The sequence below is a fragment of the Streptomyces sp. P9(2023) genome (assembly GCF_032436795.1).
In the GTDB taxonomy this organism is placed as follows: Bacteria; Actinomycetota; Actinomycetes; order Streptomycetales; family Streptomycetaceae; genus Streptomyces.
This window is the reverse complement of record NZ_JAUPWM010000007.1, coordinates 286,606-305,902: the sequence shown is the minus strand read 5'-3', so window position 1 is coordinate 305,902 and position 19,297 is coordinate 286,606. Positions and strand designations below refer to the sequence as shown.

Below are 19,297 nucleotides of genomic sequence, written 5' to 3'. Positions count from 1 at the left end.
TGGGTTGATAGGCCGGATGTGGAAGCCCAGTAATGGGTGGAGCTGACCGGTACTAATAGGCCGAGGGCTTGTCCTCAGTTGCTCGCGTCCACTGTGTTAGTTCTGAAGTAACGACCGTGTTGTCATCCGGTTGGTCAACTTCATAGTGTTTCGGTGGTCATAGCGTTAGGGAAACGCCCGGTTACATTCCGAACCCGGAAGCTAAGCCTTTCAGCGCCGATGGTACTGCAGGGGGGACCCTGTGGGAGAGTAGGACGCCGCCGAACAATCTTTAGCCTCAACCCCTGGACCATGTCCGGGGGTTGAGGCATTTTTGCGTTCGGCTACTTTCAGCCAAAAATTGAAGTGGGCATGACATGTCAAGCTGGTTGTGACACCCTTCGTGCGCACTCCGAATCCGGGCGGCCCCGCCAAGCGGCTTGGATTCCCCCCACCCACAACGCTGTGGCAAGGAGGAGCGACATGAAGTACACCCCCACACTGACTGGATTGATCGCGCTGGTGATCGCGGCCGGCATCGGTGTCCCCACGTCGGCTTATGCGGCCGACACCGCCGCCGAGGGCAAGGTCGACGGCGTGATCGTCGTTTCGGGGAACACCTGTAGCTGGACCAATGCCAGCGCCAGTGCCAATCCGCCGAGCGCGCTCACCGTGGACCGGGCCACGATCAACAAGCCCGGTGGCAATCTCACCTGCGGCGGGGGCATCACGGCCTCGCTCAACAACAACCCGGCCTTCACCTTCGACGACGCCGCCGGTACCGCGACGACCGATGCCATCGACATCACCGGGCAGCAGTCGTTCGTCTCCTGCCGCTACAAGGTGACGAACATCGTCTGGAATCGCGATGGGGAGACCAGGAAGTATCTGAACAGGCCGTTCACGGCGAACAAGGTCTCGGGCTCGTTCCTGTGCCCGGGTTCCTTCAGTGCGGCGGCCGGGGAGGCCTCCGTCGTGTTCCGTTGATCGGGTGAGAAGCATGGTCGGTGGCCGGTGCGGGCTGTTCTCCGCGCCGGCCACCGGTCGCTGTGGGGGCTACAGGCGGCCGGCGGCCTTCAGGGCGAGGTAGGCGTCGGCCAGCGCCGGGGCGAGGTTCTCCGGGGTGGCGTCGACAACCGTGACGCCGTGGCGGCGGAGCTGGTCCGCTGTGCGGTGGCGTTGGGTCTGGGCCTGAGTGGCGGCGGCGGCCTCGTAGACGGCGTCGATCGTGGAGCGGCGGGCTGCCATGTCGTCGGTGTGCGGGTCCGCGACCGAGGCCAGGAGGACGGTGTGGCGCTGCGTCAGCTGGGGGAGGACCGGGAGGAGGCCCTCTTCGATGGGGGCGGCGTCGAGGCTGGTCAGGAGGACCAGGAGTGAGCGGCGGGGGGCTCGGGACAGGGCGGTGGCGGCGAGGCCGCGGGCGTCCGTCTCGACGAGTTCCGGTTCCAGCGGGGCCAGGGCGTTCACGACCGCGGGCAGGACGTCGCCGGCTGAGCGGCCCTGGACCTGGGCGCGGAGGCGGCGGTCGTAGGCCAGGAGGTCGACGCGGTCGCCGGCGCGGGAGGCGAGGGCGGTCAGCAGGAGGGCCGCGTCCATCGAGGCGTCGAGGCGGGGGACGTCTCCGACACGGCCGGCCGAGGTGCGGCCGCTGTCGAGGACGATCAGGATGTGGCGGTCGCGCTCGGGGCGCCAGGTGCGGACGGCGACGGTGGTCTGGCGTGCCGTGGCCCGCCAGTCGATGGAGCGGGTGTCGTCGCCTGGGACGTACTCGCGCAGGCTGTCGAACTCGGTTCCCTCGCCGCGGGTGAGGACGCTGGTGCGGCCGTCGAGCTCGCGGAGGCGGGCCAGCCGGGACGGCAGGTGCTTGCGGCTGGTGAACGGCGGCAGGACGCGGAGCGTCCACGGCACGGTGTGGTTGCCCTGACGGGCGGCCAGGCCGAGGGGGCCGTAGGAGCGGACGGTGACGCGGGCGGCGTGGCGGTCGCCTCGGCGGGTGGAGCGGAGGGATGTCGTGATGCGGCGGCGTTCGCCCGCCGGGACCGTCAGTTTCTGGCGGGAGGCGGTCTGTTCGGTGCCGGGGAGCCAGCTGCTGGGCGGCCAGGCGTCGCGGAGCTGGGCGCGGAGGCGGCGGCCTGTGGGGTTGGTGACGGTGAGCTGGACCGCTGCCTCGTCACCCAGTCGAACTGTTGTGTCACCACTTCGGGTGAACCGGAGCGTTCGCACTGGCGCGGCCATCATGTAGTCGCACAGAATTGCGAGTGAGAGGGGCGCGTTCACGGCGAGCATCCCCGTCCAACTGGGGGCGAGGATGCCGACGGGGAGCGATCCGAGGGCGGCGAGCAGCGCGGTTCGTCCGGTGAGGGCCATGGGGCGCCGTTCTCAGCGGGGTACGGGGACGTGGGCGAGGATCGAGTTGATGACGGAGTCGGCGGTGACGCCCTCCATCTCGGCCTCGGGCCGCAGTTGGACGCGGTGGCGGAGGGTGGGCAGTGCCAGGGCCTTCACATCGTCCGGGGTGACGTAGTCCCGGCCGGTGAGCCAGGCCCAGGCGCGGGCGGTGGAGAGCAGGGCGGTGGCGCCTCGTGGGGAGGCGCCGAGGGTGAGTGAGGGGGATTCACGCGTGGCACGACAGATATCGACGACATAGCCGGCGATCTCGGGGGAGACCGAGGTCTTGGCGACGGCATCGCGGGCGGCTTCGAGTTCGGCGGGGCCGGCGACGGGGCGGAGTCCGGCGGCCTGGAGGTCGCGGGGGTCGAAGCCGTTCGCGTGTCGGGTCAGGACGTTGATCTCGTCCTCGCGGGAGGGCAGCGGGACCGTCAGCTTCAGTAGGAAGCGGTCGAGTTGGGCCTCGGGGAGGGGGTACGTGCCCTCGTACTCGACCGGGTTCTGGGTCGCGGCGACGAGGAACGGGTCGGGGAGCGGACGGGGGGTTCCGTCGACGGTGACCTGACGTTCCTCCATGGCCTCAAGGAGGGAGGACTGGGTCTTGGGAGGCGTGCGGTTGATCTCGTCGGCGAGCAGCAGATTGGTGAAGACCGGGCCGGGCTGGAAGGAGAACTCCGCGGTGCGGGCGTCGTAGACGAGTGAGCCCGTGACGTCGCTCGGCATCAGGTCTGGGGTGAACTGGACGCGCTTGGTGTCGAGTTCGAGGGTGGCCGCGAGCGCGCGGACCAGGAGCGTCTTGGCGACGCCGGGGACTCCTTCGAGGAGGACGTGGCCCCGGCAGAGGAGGGCGACGACGAGTCCGGTGACGGCGGGGTCCTGTCCGACCACGGCCTTCGCGATCTCGGTGCGCAGGGCCTCCAGGGAGGAGCGGGCGCTGTCCGAGTTCGTAGCGGTCTCGGGGGTCGGGGCGCTCATGAGGTGCGTACCTCTCTTTCGAGGGCGTCGAGTTGGTCCGCCAGGCGGATGAGTGCGGCGTCGTCGGCGGGAGCCGGGCCGAAGAGAAGGTCCCGTGGGTCCGCGGCGGTCCCGGGGAGACGGGCGGAGAGTGCGGGGAGGAGGGTTTCGGGGGAGTGGGCGTCCTGGGCGGCGACGCCGAGTAGCGGGGCGATCCGGGTGCGGGTCGCGGTGCGCAGGACGGTGGCGGCGCGGTCGCGGGCGTCGACCTTGCGGTAGAGGCGGGCGCGGCCCTCGGTGGCTTCGGAGGCGCGGATGGCTACCGGGAGGGGTTCGGTCACCAGCGGGCCGAGGCGGCGGGCTCGCCAGACGGCGGCGAGGACGGCGGCGAGGGCGAGTTGGAGCGTGCCCCACAGCCAGCCCGAGGGGACGAGCGAGAGGAAGCTGTCGGTGGTGCCGTCGGGGGTCTCGCCCTCTGGGGTGCCCTCGGCGACGGATGTATCGGTGAGGGAGGGGAGGTACCAGACGAGATGGGGGCGGGAGCCGAGGAGTTGCAGGGCGAGCGAGGCGTTGCCCTGCTGGTCGAGGTGTTCGTTCGTCAGGAGGTCGGCGGAGCCGAGGAGGACGGTGTCGCCGCCGGCGGAGGTGGGGAGGGCGACGAGGGTCGGCTGCCCGTCGGCGGGGTAGCAGGTGGCCGCGCCGTCGAGGGTGGTGGTGTAGCGCTTGCCGCCGAGGTCGGCGCTGCCGGCGCGGACGGCGGCCGGGAGGGAGCACTTCGGTTCGCGGGCCTTCACCGGGGTGCTGGTGGCCGTGGTGACGCCCGGGGTCAGGGTGCTGACCGAGGCGGCGCCGGCGCCGAGGAGGACGGTGCGGCCGTCGGACGCGGCCATGGTCCGGCGGAGGGTGGACTGTTGATGGCCGGTCAGCAGATCAGGGGTCGTGACCAGGAGGGTGGTGTCGGCTCCGGCGGCGGTGGTGACCTCGTCGAGGGTGGTGGCCATCTGGACGGTGACGCCCTGGGCCTTGAGGATCTCGGCGACGGCGCGGCTGCCGTCGGGGTCGGCGGAGCGGGGGTCGAGACGGCCGTGGTGGTCGGTGGAGCGCACGGCAGCCAGGGCGACGCCGCCGATGATGATCAGGGCGAGGACGAGGAGCACGCCTCGGGCCCGGGTCCAGAGCCGGCGCGGGGGGAGCGAGGTCGAGGTGGCGCTGGTGCGCGGCCGGCTCACTCGGGCGCCCCCGCGGTGACGGTGTCCAGGCTCGGCCTGGTGCGTTCCAGGGACGTGTCCAGGTCCTCGATGCGGCGGTACGCGGGCTCGTCGGCGGTGCGGCCGCCGTATGTGACGTCGTCGAAGGAGCGGGCGGCGGCGCGGAGTTCGTCTCTGTGCGCGGGCAGGGTGCGGGCGGCCTCGGCGGCCGCCTCGTCGGCGGTGCGGCCCGGGCGGGGGTCGAGCAGGGTGCGCTCCTCCAGGGAGCGGACGATGGCGCGCATCCGTTCCTGGACGGCCTGGTTCCAGTGGCCGGCGGCCGCGTGCCGGGCGGCGGCGGCCCGGTGTGCGTCGGCGGTGCGGGGGCCGTCCTCGAAGAGGGAGTCCCCGGTGGCGGGGGTGCGCGTGGGGGTGCCGAGCCGCCACCAGAGCACGCCGACGAGGGCGAGCACGACCACGACGATCACGAGAAGTCCGAGCAGCCCGCCGGGGGTTGCCCCGGACGCGGCCTGGAAGAGGTCGCCGACCCATTCCCAGAAGCGGTCGAGGCCGCGTTCGAGCAGGCTGGGCTCGCTCTCCTGGTACATCGGCTTGGACAGTTCCCGCTCCGCCGCCTCCCGGGCGGCGACGCGGGGAACGTCCACCGGTACGTCGTCGGCGCCCAGGATCGGCCGCCGCGCCGTGACCGTGCCCCCCGTGTCGATCACCCCATCAGCTCCCGGCGGCCGGGTCGTCCGGAGCGGGGCCGTAGCCGGGGACACCGGCGGCGCGGGCCAGTTCGAGGTCGAGGGCCTCGCGGCGGATGCGCTGGTCGATGTAGAGGAGCACGGTCACGCCGGCCGAGATCGGGTACGTGATCGCGTTGGCGATGACTCCGCCGATACCGGTGATGATCAGGAACGACCAGCCGAACTCCGGGGTGGAGCCGGAGAGGAGCCCGCTGAAGCCGTCGCCGTCGACGGCGATCGCGATGATCGCGAACGGGAGGGTGATGATCACCGCGACGAACAAGAGGATCAGCTGGGTGAGCAGCGTGATGCCGAAGATCCGCCACCAGGCGCCCTGGACGAGCTTGGCGGAGCGCTTCAGCGACGGGACGATGCCCTGTCGCTCCAGCATCAGGGCGGGGGAGGCGAGGCTGAAGCGGACCATCAGCCAGATGACGACCAGCAGGCCGCCGAGGGCGCCGAGGCCGACGAGCGCGCCGCCGGCCGCGGAGCCGACGAGGAGGCCGGGCAGCAGGGCGACCAGCATGATGCCCGCGCTCATCAGCGGCAGCAGGAGGGTCAGCCCGACGAGCCGGGGCAGCCGGGGGCGGGCCTCCTGCCAGGCGGCGCCGAGCGACACCGGGCGGCCGAGGACGGCGCGGCTGATGACGACGGTGAGCAGGGCCGCGCTGACCAGCGTGGCCATGATGAGGATGAGGATCGCCGGGATCGAGGCGACGAGACTCGTCTGCAGGGAGTCGCCGAGCTGGGCCAGGGCCTCTTCGGGCGTCGGGTCCGGGTTGAGCTTGGGCGGCGTCGGCATGAGGAAGCGCTGGACGAGGATGTCGGCGATCTGGGAGACCACCGCGACGGTGACCGTGATCGGGAGGACGGTGCGCCAGTAGGTACGCATCGTCGACACCGCGCCGTCGAGGATCTCGCCCATGCCCAGGGGGCGCAGCGGGATCACGCCGGGCTTGGCGGCCGGGGGCCTGCCCCAGTTCCCGTACCCCTGCGGCGGCGGGCCGCCCCAGCCGGGGCCGGGCTGGGGGCCGGGCGCCTGGCCGGGGACCGGGGCGGTCGGCGGGGACCACTGTCCGGCGGGCGGCTGGTCCTTGGACCACTGGGGGGCGGAGCCGTTCACGTCACCGGGCGTCGAGGGCCGGGGGACCCCGGAACCGTCCTGGCCGTCGGAGGGAGCAGATCCGGGCGAGGTCCAGCCCGGAGTGTCGTTCACGGTGGTCCACCTCGTGGAATGGTCGCGGGGCCGGCTCGGCGAGCCGGCGCGGTCACAGTGGCCGATCCCCTGTCGGGGCGGCGGGCCGGGAGCCATCGTGCCACGAGGGGCCCGCCATTGGGCCGGGGCCGGGAACTCCTTCGCGCCTTCCTGGCGGGAGCTTCGGGGGGCGGAGTGGGGCGGATGCCCCATCAGGGCGCGTAAACCGTGGCGAGGCGTTCCGATCCGTGGGCCGTGGGAGGGCGCTCGGGGTACGGTTCAGGGCGGCCGACGGGGGCCAACGGGGGTGACATCCATGCCTGGCATCGGCACCCACAGAAACCGACAGGTAACGGCGGGCGATCACGGACGTCACCGCAGGTCAGTGAGGTATCTCACCAGCCGCCTTGAGACTGATACGGAAATGGGATGATGTCGATATGAAGGGACGCGTTCTTGTCGTCGACGACGACACCGCACTGGCCGAGATGCTCGGCATCGTGCTGCGGGGTGAAGGGTTCGAGCCGTCGTTCGTCGCGGACGGCGACAAGGCGCTCGCGGTATTCCGCGAGGTAAAGCCGGACCTGGTGCTGCTGGACCTGATGCTGCCCGGAAGGGACGGCATCGAGGTGTGCCGGCTCATCAGGGCCGAGTCCGGTGTGCCCATCGTCATGCTCACGGCCAAGAGCGACACCGTCGACGTCGTGGTGGGTCTGGAGTCCGGGGCCGACGACTACATCGTCAAGCCGTTCAAGCCGAAGGAGCTCGTCGCCCGCATCCGGGCGCGGCTGCGGAGGTCGGAGGAACCCGCGCCGGAACAGCTCGCCATCGGCGATCTCGTCATCGACGTGGCCGGTCACTCGGTGAAGCGGGAGGGGCAGTCCATCGCCCTGACGCCGCTCGAGTTCGACCTGCTCGTGGCGCTGGCCCGCAAGCCGTGGCAGGTGTTCACCCGTGAGGTCCTGCTGGAGCAGGTCTGGGGCTACCGGCACGCGGCCGACACCCGGCTGGTGAACGTGCACGTCCAGCGGCTGCGTTCGAAGGTCGAGAAGGACCCCGAGCGCCCGGAGATCGTGGTGACCGTCCGCGGTGTCGGCTACAAGGCGGGGCCGAGCTGACATGAGTGTGGGCAGTGCTGCTCCGAAGGCCGGGGACCACGGAGTCCGGTCGGGGCGGGCTGCCGGACCGGGGCGGGGGGGCTCGCGATTCGGCCGTCTGCTCCAGGACGGGGCGCCGGGTGGATCGGCGCTCCGGCTTCTCGCGCGCTGGGTGCGTCGTCCGCTGCTTCCCGGCGTACGGCTGTGGCGGCGGAACATCCAGCTGCGGGTGGTCGCCGGCACGCTGCTGATGTCGCTCGGTGTGGTGCTGCTGCTCGGTCTGGTCGTCATCGGCCAGGTCCGCAACGGTCTCCTCGACGCCAAGGAGAAGGCCGCCCAGAGCCAGGCCGCCGGTGGGTTCTCCGCCGCACAGGACAAGGCGGCGACCACGCCGTCGGGCCCGGGCGGGCAGGACGGCGGGCGGGCCGGTTCCTCGCTCACCTGGCGATCCACGCTGGTCGAGCAGCTCGCCAGTGGTGGCCAGAGCGCGTTCAACGTGGTCGCGCTCTCCCTGGAGGACTCCGACGGGCCGGCCAGCCGCGGCGCCCGCGCCTCCGGTGAGGTCGATCCCGCCACGAGCATCCCCGAGGGGCTGCGGCACTCCGTCGGCCAGGGCGCCGGCACCTTCCAGACGTACACCCGGATCCACTACACCAACGGCAAGGACGCCGAGCCGGGCCTCGTGGTCGGTAAGCGGCTCAACGACGCCGAGGGCACCCAGTACGTTCTGTACTACCTCTTTCCGCTGACGCAGGAGGAGGACTCCCTCACCCTGGTCAAGGGCACGCTGGCGACCGCCGGGCTGTTCGTGGTCGTCCTGCTCGGCGCCATCGCCTGGCTCGTGGTGCGCCAGATCGTCACCCCCGTGCGGATGGCCGCCGGAGTGGCCGAGCGGCTGTCGGCGGGGCGCCTGCAGGAGCGGATGAAGGTCACCGGCGAGGACGACATCGCCCGGCTCGGTGAGGCCTTCAACAAGATGGCGCAGAACCTCCAGCTCAAGATCCAGCAGCTGGAGGAGCTCTCGCGGATGCAGCGGCGGTTCGTCTCGGACGTGTCGCACGAGCTGCGCACCCCGCTGACGACGGTACGGATGGCGGCCGACGTCATCCACGAGGCGCGCGTCGACTTCGATCCGGTGACGGCGCGCTCCGCCGAGCTGCTCGGGGACCAGCTCGACCGCTTCGAGTCGCTGCTCTCCGACCTGCTGGAGATCAGCCGCTTCGACGCGGGCGCGGCGGCCCTGGAGGCCGAGCCGATAGACCTGCGCCAGGTCGTACGGCGGGTGATCGGCGGTGCCGAGCCGCTCGCCGAGCGCAAAGGCGGCCGGATCGTCGTCGTCGGCGACGAGCAGCCGGTCGTGGCCGAGGCGGACGCCCGCCGGGTCGAGCGGGTGCTGCGGAACCTGGTGGTCAACGCGGTCGAGCACGGCGAGGGCCGGGACGTGGTCGTCAAGCTGGCCGCCGCCGGCGGGGCCGTCGCGATCGCCGTACGGGACTACGGAGTGGGCCTCAAGCCGGGCGAGGCGACCCGGGTCTTCAACCGGTTCTGGCGGGCCGACCCGGCACGCGCGCGTACCACCGGCGGGACGGGCCTGGGCCTGTCCATCGCGGTCGAGGACGCGCGGCTGCACGGCGGCTGGCTGCAGGCCTGGGGCGAGCCCGGCGGCGGTTCGCAGTTCCGGCTCACCCTGCCGCGCACCGCCGACGAGCCGCTGCGCGGATCCCCGATCCCGCTGGAGCCCGAGGACTCGCGGTGCAACCGGGAGCAGGCCAAGAGCCCCGCGGCCGTGGGCCAGGGGCGGACGTCCGGGGAGACGCGGGAGCACGGGGTGAGCCAGGTGTCCCTGCCGGCGCAGCCGGTGGGAGACCGGCCGGCCCTGTCCGTACCGCCGCGGATGCCGCCCATGCCGCGGGCCACGGTGGACCCGACGGCGCTGCCGGGCAGTGGCGCACGGGTGGTCGCGCGGGCGGCGAGCGAGTCGGACGGCGGCGGAGCGATGGCGTCGACGCACGCCGAGGGGGAGGACGGGACACGTGGGCGCTGACTTCCGAGGAGAGCGGAAGGCGGCCGGCGGCGACGGGGGATCAGCCCCGGTCGCGCGCTCGTCGGCACGCGGCGGCGTCGAGGATGGAGCGGCTGCGGTCACGCGCACCCCCGCCGGTACGTCCGGCAGGTCGTCGGCGCGCACTGTGCGGTCGAGCGTCGTGCTCGCGTGTGGCGGGCTGCTGGTGGCCGGGTGCGCGACGATGCCGGACAGCGGGGACGTACGGCAGGTGAAGGCGTCCAACCCGGGCGACTCGCAGGTCCGGGTCTACGCCGTGCAGCCGCGGCAGAACGCGGAGCCCGACGAGATCGTCGACGGCTTCCTGGAGGCCATGACCAGTGACGATCCCGGTTTCGCGACGGCCAAGAAGTACCTGACGAATCAGGCCGCGCGGTCCTGGAAGCCGGAGCAGAGCATCACCGTGCTCACCACGGCCCCGGACCGGGAGCAGGCCGACCGGCTGCCCGACCCCGAGACCCAGGGACGGTCCTATCCGATCCGCGGCCGCCAGATCGCGACCGTGGACGCCCGGCACGCCTACCAGCCGGGGAAGCCGGCCGACTACGGGGACTCCATCCACGTCGTGCAGCAGCCGGCCGCGGACGGCAAGGGCAAGGAGTGGCGCATCGACCACCTGCCGCCCGGGCTCGTGCTCAGCGAGGCCGACTTCCAGCGCAACTACCGCTCCGTCAACACCTACTACTTCGCCTCGGGCGAGGACTGGGTCGTCGCCGATCCGGTCTACATCCGGCAGCGGCAGGACCCGGTGACGAAGATGGATCCGGTGACGCAGACCGTCCGGGCGCTCCTGGACGGGCCGACGAACTGGCTGAAGCCGGCCGTCGATTCACGTTTCCCGTCCGGTACGCAGCTGAAGGAGGGCGTCACCACGCTCGCGACGGACGACCAGTCCACGCTGAAGGTGCCGCTCAACGCCAAGGCCGACCGGGTGGGCGGGGACGTGTGCCGGCGGATGGCGGCTCAGCTGCTGTTCACGCTGGGCGATCTGACGTCCGTACGGGTCGAGCAGGTCGAGCTCCAGCGGGGTTCCGACGGCGGACGGCTGTGCGCGCTGTCCAAGGCGCAGGCCGAGGAGTTCGCCCCGGTGCGCGACTCGGGCCGGGCGGAGAACCCGTTCTTCGTCGACGAGCACGGCACGTTGAAGACGCTGCCGGTCGGCGGCAAGGAGGACGCGCAGGCGGACGCGACGCTGGGGCCGTTCGGCAAGGGCGCGACGCCGCTGCGGTCGGTCGCGATCGACCGGGACGAGAGCCGCGCGGCCGGGGTCAGCAAGGACGGGCGGGAGCTGCGCGTGGCGTCGATCCTCTCCGACCACGAGCTGCGCCCCGCGCTGCTGACGAGCACCGCGGCGCGGCCCGAGGACCGGTTGTCCACGCCCAGCTGGGACGGCCGCGGGGATCTGTGGGTCGCCGACCGCAACCCGGCCGAGCCGCGGCTGTGGACCGTTCCGGACGGCGAGGGCACGCCCGTGGAGGTACGGGCGCCCTGGCTGACGGACGGCGCGCGCGTCGAGTCGCTGCGGGTCTCCGCGGACGGTGTACGGATCGCCCTGCTGCTGAAGGAGAAGGACGGCCGCACGACCCTGAAGATCGGGCGCGTGCAGCGCGACGGTGACGCGGCGCGGCCGACGGTGTCGGTCGAGGCCCTGCAGCCCGTGGCACCGCGGATGGAGACCGTCACGGCCGTGTCCTGGGCGGGTCCGAGCCGGCTCGTGGTGGTCGGCAAGGAGGCCGGGGGCGTGCAGCAGGTCCGGTACGTCCAGACCGACGGCGCGACGTCCGCGAGCTCGGTGCTGCCGGGCCTCAACGGGGTGACGGCGGTGGCCGCGCCCAACGACGACAAGGCGCCGGTGGTCGCCGACTCCGGCAACGACGGGATCGTGCGGCTGGTGCCCGGCACGAACTGGCAGCGGCTGGTCAAGATCGCGGGCACCTCTCCCGTCTATCCGGGATAGCCGCCGCGTCCGTCCCGCCCTGCCCCGGCTGCCTGTCCTGCTGTCCTGCCGTCCGGGCGTTGTCCACAGGGGTGGCCGGGGCTGTCGGGCAGGAGGACAGTGGAGCCATGCGGGGGTGGTGGCGCGAGATCGCCGGGCTGGTGCTGCCGGTCGCCTGCGGAGGCTGCGGCAGGCCTCGTACGGAGTTGTGCCCGCCGTGCCGGGCCCAGCTGACGGGCCCGGAGCCGCGCCGGGTCAGGCCGTTCCCCGAGCCGGCCGGGCTGCCGGTGGTCCATGCCGCCGCGCCCTACGCCGACGCGGTGCGCTCGGTGCTGCTCGCCCACAAGGAACGCGGTGCGCTCTGGCTGGCCCGACCCCTCGGGTCCGCGCTCGCGGGCGCCGTGGAGGCGGCTGCCGGTCGCTCTGACGGCCCGGGGGCCGGCCCCCTTCTCCTTGTACCCGTCCCCTCGTCCCGGCGCTCGGTGCGGGCACGTGGCCACGATCCGACCCGGCGCGTCGCACTGGCCGCCGCGGGCCGGTTGCGCCGTCGGGGGCGGGCCGCACGGGTGATTCCGGTGCTGCGGCAGCGCCGTGCGGTCGCGGACCAGTCGGGGCTCGGCGCCTCCGGGCGGTTCGCCAACGTGGCCGGGGCGCTGGAGATCGTGGCCGGCGGGGCACGGCTCCTGGAGCGCGGCCGGGTGGTGCTCGTGGACGACCTGATGACCACGGGCGCCTCTCTGACCGAGGCGGCGCGGGCACTGAGTGCCGTACACCCGACGTTCACTCCGGGGTTGATCGGAGGCGCTGCGGAAAGAGGATTCGTACGGCCGACGGCGGCGGTGGTCGCCTGTTCTCCGTCGTCGTTCGACATAAACCGGAACTGACCGGCGACTTGCATCGTTGCAGGTGGTGAGAGGTGAAAACACCCGTCCGGAGGTATGTGACCGCAGCGGGTGCCGACACCCGACCGAACGAGCTATGTTCGGTTGTGAGGAATGGCGAAGGCCACGCCTCACCGAATGCACGGGTGCGCCTACAGGACAGGAGTTCAGGGCGAATTAACCTCAGGTTGGTGGGGTGGGGATCTTGCCGACTGGGGAGGAGGAGGTGAAAGTCGCCAAGTCCGAGGCTCCGGCATTCACCGGAGTCTGGTGCAAAGGGAGATGCTCAGTGGCGTAGGAGCCGATCTGAGCGATCCGGGAACGGAGTTCTGCGTGGACATCGTCGTCAAGGGCCGCAAGACCGAGGTGCCCGAGCGGTTCCGCAAGCACGTGGCCGAGAAGCTGAAGCTGGAGAAGATCCAGAAGCTCGACGGCAAGGTGATCAGCCTCGACGTCGAGGTGTCCAAGGAGCCCAACCCGAGGCAGGCCGACCGGTCCGACCGGGTTGAGATCACCGTCCATTCCCGAGGCCCGGTGATCCGGGCGGAGGCGGCAGCAGGCGACCCGTACGCAGCGCTCGACCTCGCGCACGGCAAGCTCGAGGCCCGACTGCGCAAGCAGCACGACAAGAGGTACACCCGCCGTGGCAACGGCCGTCTTTCGGCCGCAGAGGTCGCCGACGTTGTGCCGGGTGTCGCCCAGCTCAACGGAAACGGCGAACTCATCGCCGACGAGTCCGCTGCCGTGCCCACCACGATGATGGGCTCGATCGAAGTCCAGGGCGAAGGCCCCCTGGTGGTCCGCGAGAAGACGCACAGGGCTGCCCCGATGACCCTCGACCAGGCGCTCTACGAGATGGAGCTCGTCGGTCACGACTTCTATCTCTTCGTCGACTCCGACACGAAGCAGCCGAGTGTCGTCTACCGGCGACACGCCTATGACTACGGCGTCATCCACCTGGAGAGCGACCCGCTCGCCGAGGGCGGCGGCGCCGGCGGTGCCCTCGGCGGCTGACCCGCGGCCCCAGGCACCCCCACACACCCACAACCGTCCGTTTCGGTGCCCCTGGAGCGCCCCTTGCGCCCCCAGGGGCACCCCCGTGCGACCACGGGAACACCGCGTTGTCGTCCGGGCATGAAATCATGGCGTGCACGCCAACCGGTGCTCCAAGAGCAGCGGTTGGAGGACCGAACACGAATTCAGGCCACGGCCTTCAGGGGGAGGAACGATGGCGGACAGCTTCGGGCCGGTGCACAGCGGGCGTGAGTCCCTTGGCGCGGCCATCCCCGAGGGATCGGATTCGGACAGCGGGGACTCCCGCAAAGAGCCGATCCGGGTCCTTGTGGTGGACGATCACGCCCTCTTTCGCCGGGGACTGGAGATCGTTCTCGCCCAGGAAGAGGACATCCAGGTCGTCGGAGAGGCGGGTGACGGGGCCGAGGCGGTCGACAAGGCGGCGGATTTGTTGCCCGACATCGTCCTGATGGATGTGCGCATGCCGAAACGGGGCGGCATCGAGGCGTGTACCTCCATCAAGGAGGTGGCCCCGAGCGCGAAGATCATCATGCTCACGATCAGCGACGAGGAAGCCGATCTCTACGACGCGATCAAGGCGGGCGCGACCGGCTATCTCCTGAAGGAGATCTCCACCGACGAGGTCGCCACCGCGATTCGCGCGGTGGCCGACGGGCAGTCGCAGATCAGCCCTTCCATGGCGTCCAAGCTGCTCACCGAGTTCAAGTCGATGATCCAGCGGACGGACGAGCGCCGGCTCGTCCCGGCGCCCCGGCTGACCGACCGCGAGCTGGAGGTGCTGAAGCTCGTCGCGACCGGGATGAACAACCGGGACATCGCCAAGGAACTCTTCATCTCCGAGAACACGGTGAAGAACCACGTCCGGAACATCCTGGAGAAGCTGCAGCTGCACTCCAGGATGGAGGCCGTCGTCTACGCGATGCGGGAGAAGATCCTCGAGATCAGGTGAGGGCCGATGTCAGGGCCTCGGTCAGGGACGGGGTGTCCGTGCGCTCGATGCGTACCGTGTCGCAGCCCACCCACTCCGCGGCCTCGCGCAGCGCCTGGGCCATCGGGGCCACCGCCTTGGCGGAGTCCAGGGACACCTGCCGGGCCACCAGCGTGCGGCCCTCGCGGGCCGGGTCGACCCGGCCAAGGAGTTTTCCGCCCGCGAGCAGCGGCATCGCGAAGTAGCCGTGGACGCGCTTCTGCTTCGGCACGTACGCCTCCAGGCGGTGCGTGAAGCCGAAGATCCGCTCCGTCCGGGGCCGCTCCCAGATCAGCGAGTCGAACGGCGACAGCAGCGTCGTACGGTGCCGGCCGCGCGGTTCGCTCGCCAGCGCCGCCGGGTCCGCCCAGGCCGGCTTGGACCAGCCCGCCACCGTGACCGGGACCAGGCCCGAGGCCTCCACGACCGCGTCGAACTGCTCGTTCTTCAGCCGGTGGTAGTCGGCGATGTCCGTGCGCGTGCCCACCCCCAGCGCCTCGCCCGCCTGCCGTACCAGTCGGCGGAGGCACTCGGTGTCGTCCAGGTCGTCATGGAGCAGGGCGTCCGGGATGGCCCGCTCGGCCAGGTCGTAGACCCGCTTCCAGCCGCGCCGCTCGGTGCACACCACCTCGCCGTACATCAGCGCCCGCTCGACGGCGATCTTCGACTCGGACCAGTCCCACCACTCGCCCTTGTTCTTCGCGCCGCCGAGCTCGGTCGCCGTCTGCGGACCCTCGGCCCGCAGCTGCTTGATCACCGCGTCGTACGCGCCGTCCGGGAGGTTGTGGTGCCACTGCGGACGGGAGCGGTAGGCACGGCGGCGGAACGCGAAGTGCGGCCACTCCTCGACGGGCAGGATGCAGGCCGCGTGCGACCAGTACTCGAAGGCGTGGCCATCGGTCCAGTACGCCTCCTCGACCGTCGTACGGCCCACGGCGCCCAGGCGCGCGTACGGGATCAGCTCGTGCGAGCGGGCCAGGACGGAGATCGTGTCCAGCTGGACGGCCCCGAGCCGGCGCAGCGTGCCCCGGACGCCCGCGCGGCGGTCGGGCGCGCCCAGGAATCCCTGGGCGCGCAGGGCGATCCGGCGGGCTTCGTCCGCGGACAGTTCGGCGACGGGCGGCGGCACAGTGGTCATGGTCCGCACCCTAAGCGGCGGCACTGACACTCAGGCGGGGGTCTGTGGAGCCGGGAGGTACGGGAGCGGGCCGGGCAGGCCCAGGTCCGACGGGAGCAGCGCGCCCACCCAGGAGTCCCGCAGGACGCCCTTGTTCGGCAGCGCGGCCCGCAGCACGCCCTCCAGCCGGAATCCGGCTTTCTCCGCCGTCGCCAGCGAGCCCACGTTGCCGACCTCGGCCCGCCACTCCAGGCGCGCACAGGCCAGGTCGGTGAAGGCCCAGCGGGCCAGGCCGAGGACGGTCTCCGTCATGTAGCCGCGGCCGCGGTGCTCCTTGGCCGTCCAGAAGCCGACCTCCCAGCTGCCCGAGCGGGGGTGGTGGAGCGCGGCGGCGGCGAGGATCGGGCCGCCCGCCCGGGGCCGTACCGCGAAGGAGTACTCGGTGTCGGTCCGCCAGCCGTCCGGGACGACGCGGTTCAGGAAGAACTCGGCGTCCTGCCGCCCGTAGGGCGAGGGCACCGTCGTCCAGCGCTGGATGTCGGGGTCCTGGCAGTGGGCGAGGACCTCGTCGACGTCCTCGGGCCTGAACGTGCCGAGGGTCAGTCGTTCCGTGGTCAGTGTCGTCGGTTCCATGACGGAATTCTGGTCAGCGGACCGACGGGAGGCGAACACTTTTCGCTGTGCGGGTCCGAATTCCGGCGATCGGTCCGGTCACGGAAGCGAACACTTTTCGGGTGCCGCGGCACCTTCCGCGCGTCTCGAGCGTTCTCATTCCGGGCAGCGGTGACGCTCCCACCCCTCGGGCCTCCCGGCGCGGCGGCGGTCTCGCTTACGATGGCCGTTGCGGTGGGGACCACCTGCCGTGCCCGCGCCCGAGTCCATCACACGACCCAGTGCCAGGCCCGACCGGCAAGGAGACCAGCCTCAGTGTCCGTCTTCAACAAGCTCATGCGTGCAGGCGAAGGCAAGATCCTGCGCAAACTGCACCGCATCGCGGACCAGGTCAACTCCATCGAAGAGGACTTCGTCAACCTCTCCGACGCCGAGTTGCGGGCGCTCACCGATGAGTACAAGCAGCGGTACGCCGACGGTGAGAGCCTCGACGACCTGCTCCCGGAAGCCTTCGCGACCGTCCGCGAGGGCGCCAAGCGCGTCCTCGGCCAGCGTCACTACGACGTGCAGCTGATGGGCGGCGCCGCCCTCCACCTCGGCTATGTCGCCGAGATGAAGACCGGTGAGGGCAAGACCCTCGTCGGTACGCTCCCCGCGTATCTGAACGCGCTGTCCGGCAAGGGCGTGCACCTGATCACGGTGAACGACTACCTGGCCGAGCGTGACTCCGAGATGATGGGGCGCGTCCACAAGTTCCTGGGCCTCGAGGTCGGCTGCATCCTGGCCAACATGACCCCGGCCCAGCGCCGTGAGCAGTACGCCTGTGACATCACGTACGGCACGAACAACGAGTTCGGCTTCGACTACCTGCGCGACAACATGGCGTGGTCGAAGGAGGAGCTCGTCCAGCGCGGCCACAACTTCGCGTGTGTCGACGAGGTCGACTCGATCCTGGTCGACGAGGCCCGTACGCCGCTGATCATCTCCGGCCCGGCCGACCAGGCCACCAAGTGGTACGGCGACTTCGCCAAGCTGGTCACCCGCCTCACCAGGGGTGAGGCCGGTAACCCGCTGAAGGGCATCGAGGAGACCGGCGACTACGAGGTCGACGAGAAGAAGCGGACCGTCGGCATCCACGAGTCCGGCGTCGCCAAGGTCGAGGACTGGCTGGGCATCGACAACCTCTACGAGTCGGTGAACACCCCGCTCGTCGGGTACCTGAACAACGCCATCAAGGCCAAGGAACTGTTCAAGAACGACAAGGACTACGTCGTCATGGACGGCGAGGTCATGATCGTCGACGAGCACACCGGCCGTATCCTCGCCGGCCGCCGCTACAACGAGGGCATGCACCAGGCGATCGAGGCGAAGGAAGGGGTGGACATCAAGGACGAGAACCAGACGCTCGCCACGATCACCCTGCAGAACTTCTTCCGCCTCTACGACAAGCTCTCCGGCATGACCGGTACGGCCATGACCGAGGCCGCCGAGTTCCACCAGATCTACAAGCTGGGCGTCGTCCCGATCCCGACGAACAGGCCGATGATCCGTATGGACCAGTCGGACCTGATCTACCGGACCGAGGTCGCCAAGTTCGCCGCCGTCGTCGACGACATCGCGGAGAAGCACGAGAAGGGCCAGCCGATCCTCGTCGGCACGACGTCGGTCGAGAAGTCCGAGTACCTCTCGCAGCAGCTCTCCAAGCGCGGCATCCAGCACGAGGTGCTGAACGCCAAGCAGCACGACCGTGAGGCCACGATCGTCGCCCAGGCGGGCCGTAAGGGCGCCGTCACGGTCGCCACGAACATGGCCGGCCGAGGCACCGACATCAAGCTCGGCGGCAACCCGGACGACCTCGCCGAGGCCGAGCTGCGTCAGCAGGGCCTGGACCCGGTCGAGCACGTCGAGGAGTGGGCCGCGGCCCTTCCCGCCGCCCTGGAGCGCGCCGAGAAGGCCGTGAAGGCGGAGTTCGAGGAGGTCAAGGACCTCGGCGGGCTGTACGTGCTGGGCACGGAGCGTCACGAGTCGCGCCGTATCGACAACCAGCTGCGCGGTCGTTCCGGCCGTCAGGGCGACCCGGGCGAGTCCCGGTTCTACCTGTCCCTCGGTGACGACCTGATGCGTCTGTTCAAGGCCCAGATGGTCGAGCGCGTCATGGCCATGGCCAACGTGCCGGACGACGTGCCGATCGAGAACAAGATGGTCACGCGCGCCATCGCCTCCGCGCAGTCGCAGGTCGAGACCCAGAACTTCGAGACGCGTAAGAACGTCCTGAAGTACGACGAGGTCCTGAACCGGCAGCGTGAGGTCATCTACGGCGAGCGCCGCCGCGTCCTGGAGGGCGAGGACCTGCACGAGCAGATCCAGCACTTCATGGACGACACGATCGACGACTACATCCGCCAGGAGACCGCCGAGGGCTTCGCGGAGGAGTGGGACCTCGACCGGCTCTGGAACGCGTTCAAGCAGCTCTACCCGGTGAAGGCGACCGTGGACGAGCTGGAGGACGCGGCGGGGGACCGTGCGGGCATCACGGCGGAGTTCATCGGCGAGTCCGTCAAGGACGACATCCACGAGCAGTACGAGGCCCGTGAGAAGTCGCTCGGCTCGGACATCATGCGTGAGCTGGAGCGCCGCGTGGTCCTTTCGGTGCTCGACCGGAAGTGGCGCGAGCACCTCTACGAGATGGACTACCTGCAGGAGGGCATCGGCCTCCGCGCGATGGCGCAGAAGGACCCGCTGGTCGAGTACCAGCGAGAGGGCTTCGACATGTTCACCGCGATGATGGAGGGCATCAAGGAGGAGTCCGTCGGCTACCTGTTCAACCTGGAGGTCCAGGTCGAGCAGCAGGTCGAGGAGGTCCCGGTGCAGGACGCGGCGCCGTCGCTCACCAAGCAGGACGCGGTGCCGGCGGGCAACGGTCGCCCGGAGATCCGCGCGAAGGGCCTGGAGGCCCCGCAGCGTCCGGACCGGCTGCACTTCACCGCGCCGAAGGTGGACGGCGACGGCAGTGTCGTCGAGGGCGACTTCGTGAGCGGGGACGCTTCGGCCGGCGGTGACGGCCTGACGCGGGCGGAGCGGCGCAAGGCGCAGAAGACCGCGGGCGGGCGTCGCCGTAAGAAGTAGCCCCTGGGTTTT

At 70.9% G+C, this 19,297-nt stretch carries 15 protein-coding genes and 2 rRNA genes; 10 read left to right on the top strand and 7 right to left on the bottom strand.

The window, feature by feature from the left end; translation table 11 throughout:
• The 3 genes from Q5762_RS13705 to Q5762_RS13695 form a co-directional block, all read left to right on the top strand.
• Nucleotides 1-76 (top strand): 23S ribosomal RNA (locus Q5762_RS13705); the annotation flags it as partial.
• Nucleotides 77-149: 73 nt separating this feature from the next.
• Nucleotides 150-266, top strand: a 5S ribosomal RNA gene (gene rrf / locus Q5762_RS13700).
• A gap of 196 nt (nucleotides 267-462) precedes the next feature.
• A complete protein-coding gene (locus Q5762_RS13695; RefSeq protein WP_315892318.1) occupies nucleotides 463-966 on the top strand; it encodes a hypothetical protein in 504 nt (167 codons plus the stop codon).
• Between the two features lie 69 nt (nucleotides 967-1,035).
• On the opposite strand, the gene Q5762_RS13690 is transcribed toward Q5762_RS13695, so the two are convergent.
• Genes Q5762_RS13690 through Q5762_RS13670 form a run of 5 tightly spaced genes read right to left on the bottom strand, consistent with a single transcriptional unit; the run spans nucleotide 1,036 to nucleotide 6,473 of the window.
• The gene (locus Q5762_RS13690) at nucleotides 1,036-2,346 is read right to left on the bottom strand and encodes a DUF58 domain-containing protein (RefSeq protein WP_315892317.1); all 1,311 of its coding nucleotides are present in this window, start codon (nucleotides 2,344-2,346) and stop codon (nucleotides 1,036-1,038) included.
• Nucleotides 2,347-2,358: 12 nt separating this feature from the next.
• A complete protein-coding gene (locus Q5762_RS13685; RefSeq protein ID WP_315892316.1) occupies nucleotides 2,359-3,342 on the bottom strand; it encodes a MoxR family ATPase in 984 nt (327 codons plus the stop codon).
• The gene (locus Q5762_RS13680) at nucleotides 3,339-4,550 is read right to left on the bottom strand and encodes a DUF4350 domain-containing protein (RefSeq protein ID WP_315892315.1); all 1,212 of its coding nucleotides are present in this window, start codon (nucleotides 4,548-4,550) and stop codon (nucleotides 3,339-3,341) included. Before Q5762_RS13680 ends, Q5762_RS13685 begins: the two co-directional genes overlap by 4 nt.
• Nucleotides 4,547-5,236 (bottom strand): DUF4129 domain-containing protein, encoded by a 690-nt coding sequence (locus tag Q5762_RS13675; RefSeq protein WP_315892314.1) that lies wholly within the window; start codon nucleotides 5,234-5,236, stop codon nucleotides 4,547-4,549. The genes Q5762_RS13680 and Q5762_RS13675 overlap by 4 nt, the downstream gene beginning before the upstream one ends.
• A 4-nt stretch (nucleotides 5,237-5,240) precedes the next feature.
• Nucleotides 5,241-6,473 carry a hypothetical protein gene (locus Q5762_RS13670; RefSeq protein WP_315892313.1) on the bottom strand — a complete coding sequence of 411 codons (1,233 nt, stop codon included), beginning with the start codon at nucleotides 6,471-6,473 and terminating at the stop codon, nucleotides 5,241-5,243.
• A 419-nt stretch (nucleotides 6,474-6,892) separates the two neighbouring features.
• On the opposite strand from Q5762_RS13670, the gene mtrA reads away from it, so the two are divergent.
• From mtrA to Q5762_RS13640, 6 genes are all read left to right on the top strand, one after another.
• The gene (gene mtrA / locus Q5762_RS13665) at nucleotides 6,893-7,570 is read left to right on the top strand and encodes a two-component system response regulator MtrA (RefSeq protein WP_315892312.1); all 678 of its coding nucleotides are present in this window, start codon (nucleotides 6,893-6,895) and stop codon (nucleotides 7,568-7,570) included.
• Nucleotide 7,571: 1 nt separating this feature from the next.
• Complete coding sequence (mtrB, locus tag Q5762_RS13660) at nucleotides 7,572-9,593, top strand: MtrAB system histidine kinase MtrB (protein WP_315892311.1); 2,022 nt, start codon at nucleotides 7,572-7,574, stop codon at nucleotides 9,591-9,593.
• 202 nt (nucleotides 9,594-9,795) lie between these two features.
• Nucleotides 9,796-11,568, top strand: coding sequence for an LpqB family beta-propeller domain-containing protein (locus Q5762_RS13655; RefSeq protein ID WP_315892310.1), 1,773 nt, complete (start codon nucleotides 9,796-9,798; stop codon nucleotides 11,566-11,568).
• A gap of 107 nt (nucleotides 11,569-11,675) precedes the next feature.
• Nucleotides 11,676-12,431 (top strand): ComF family protein, encoded by a 756-nt coding sequence (locus tag Q5762_RS13650; RefSeq protein ID WP_315892309.1) that lies wholly within the window; start codon nucleotides 11,676-11,678, stop codon nucleotides 12,429-12,431.
• A 330-nt stretch (nucleotides 12,432-12,761) separates the two neighbouring features.
• Nucleotides 12,762-13,442, top strand: coding sequence for a ribosome hibernation-promoting factor, HPF/YfiA family (hpf, locus tag Q5762_RS13645; RefSeq protein WP_315892308.1), 681 nt, complete (start codon nucleotides 12,762-12,764; stop codon nucleotides 13,440-13,442).
• A 214-nt stretch (nucleotides 13,443-13,656) separates the two neighbouring features.
• Entirely contained in the window at nucleotides 13,657-14,412 is a 756-nt protein-coding gene (locus tag Q5762_RS13640) for a response regulator transcription factor (protein ID WP_315892307.1), read from the top strand.
• On the opposite strand, the gene Q5762_RS13635 is transcribed toward Q5762_RS13640, so the two are convergent.
• The gene (locus tag Q5762_RS13635) at nucleotides 14,405-15,568 is read right to left on the bottom strand and encodes a DNA glycosylase AlkZ-like family protein (RefSeq protein WP_315892306.1); all 1,164 of its coding nucleotides are present in this window, start codon (nucleotides 15,566-15,568) and stop codon (nucleotides 14,405-14,407) included. The genes Q5762_RS13640 and Q5762_RS13635 overlap by 8 nt on opposite strands.
• 30 nt (nucleotides 15,569-15,598) lie before the next feature.
• Entirely contained in the window at nucleotides 15,599-16,180 is a 582-nt protein-coding gene (locus tag Q5762_RS13630) for a GNAT family N-acetyltransferase (protein ID WP_315892305.1), read from the bottom strand.
• 294 nt (nucleotides 16,181-16,474) lie between these two features.
• On the opposite strand from Q5762_RS13630, the gene secA reads away from it, so the two are divergent.
• The gene (secA, locus tag Q5762_RS13625) at nucleotides 16,475-19,285 is read left to right on the top strand and encodes a preprotein translocase subunit SecA (RefSeq protein WP_315892304.1); all 2,811 of its coding nucleotides are present in this window, start codon (nucleotides 16,475-16,477) and stop codon (nucleotides 19,283-19,285) included.
• Nucleotides 19,286-19,297 lie beyond the last annotated feature (12 nt).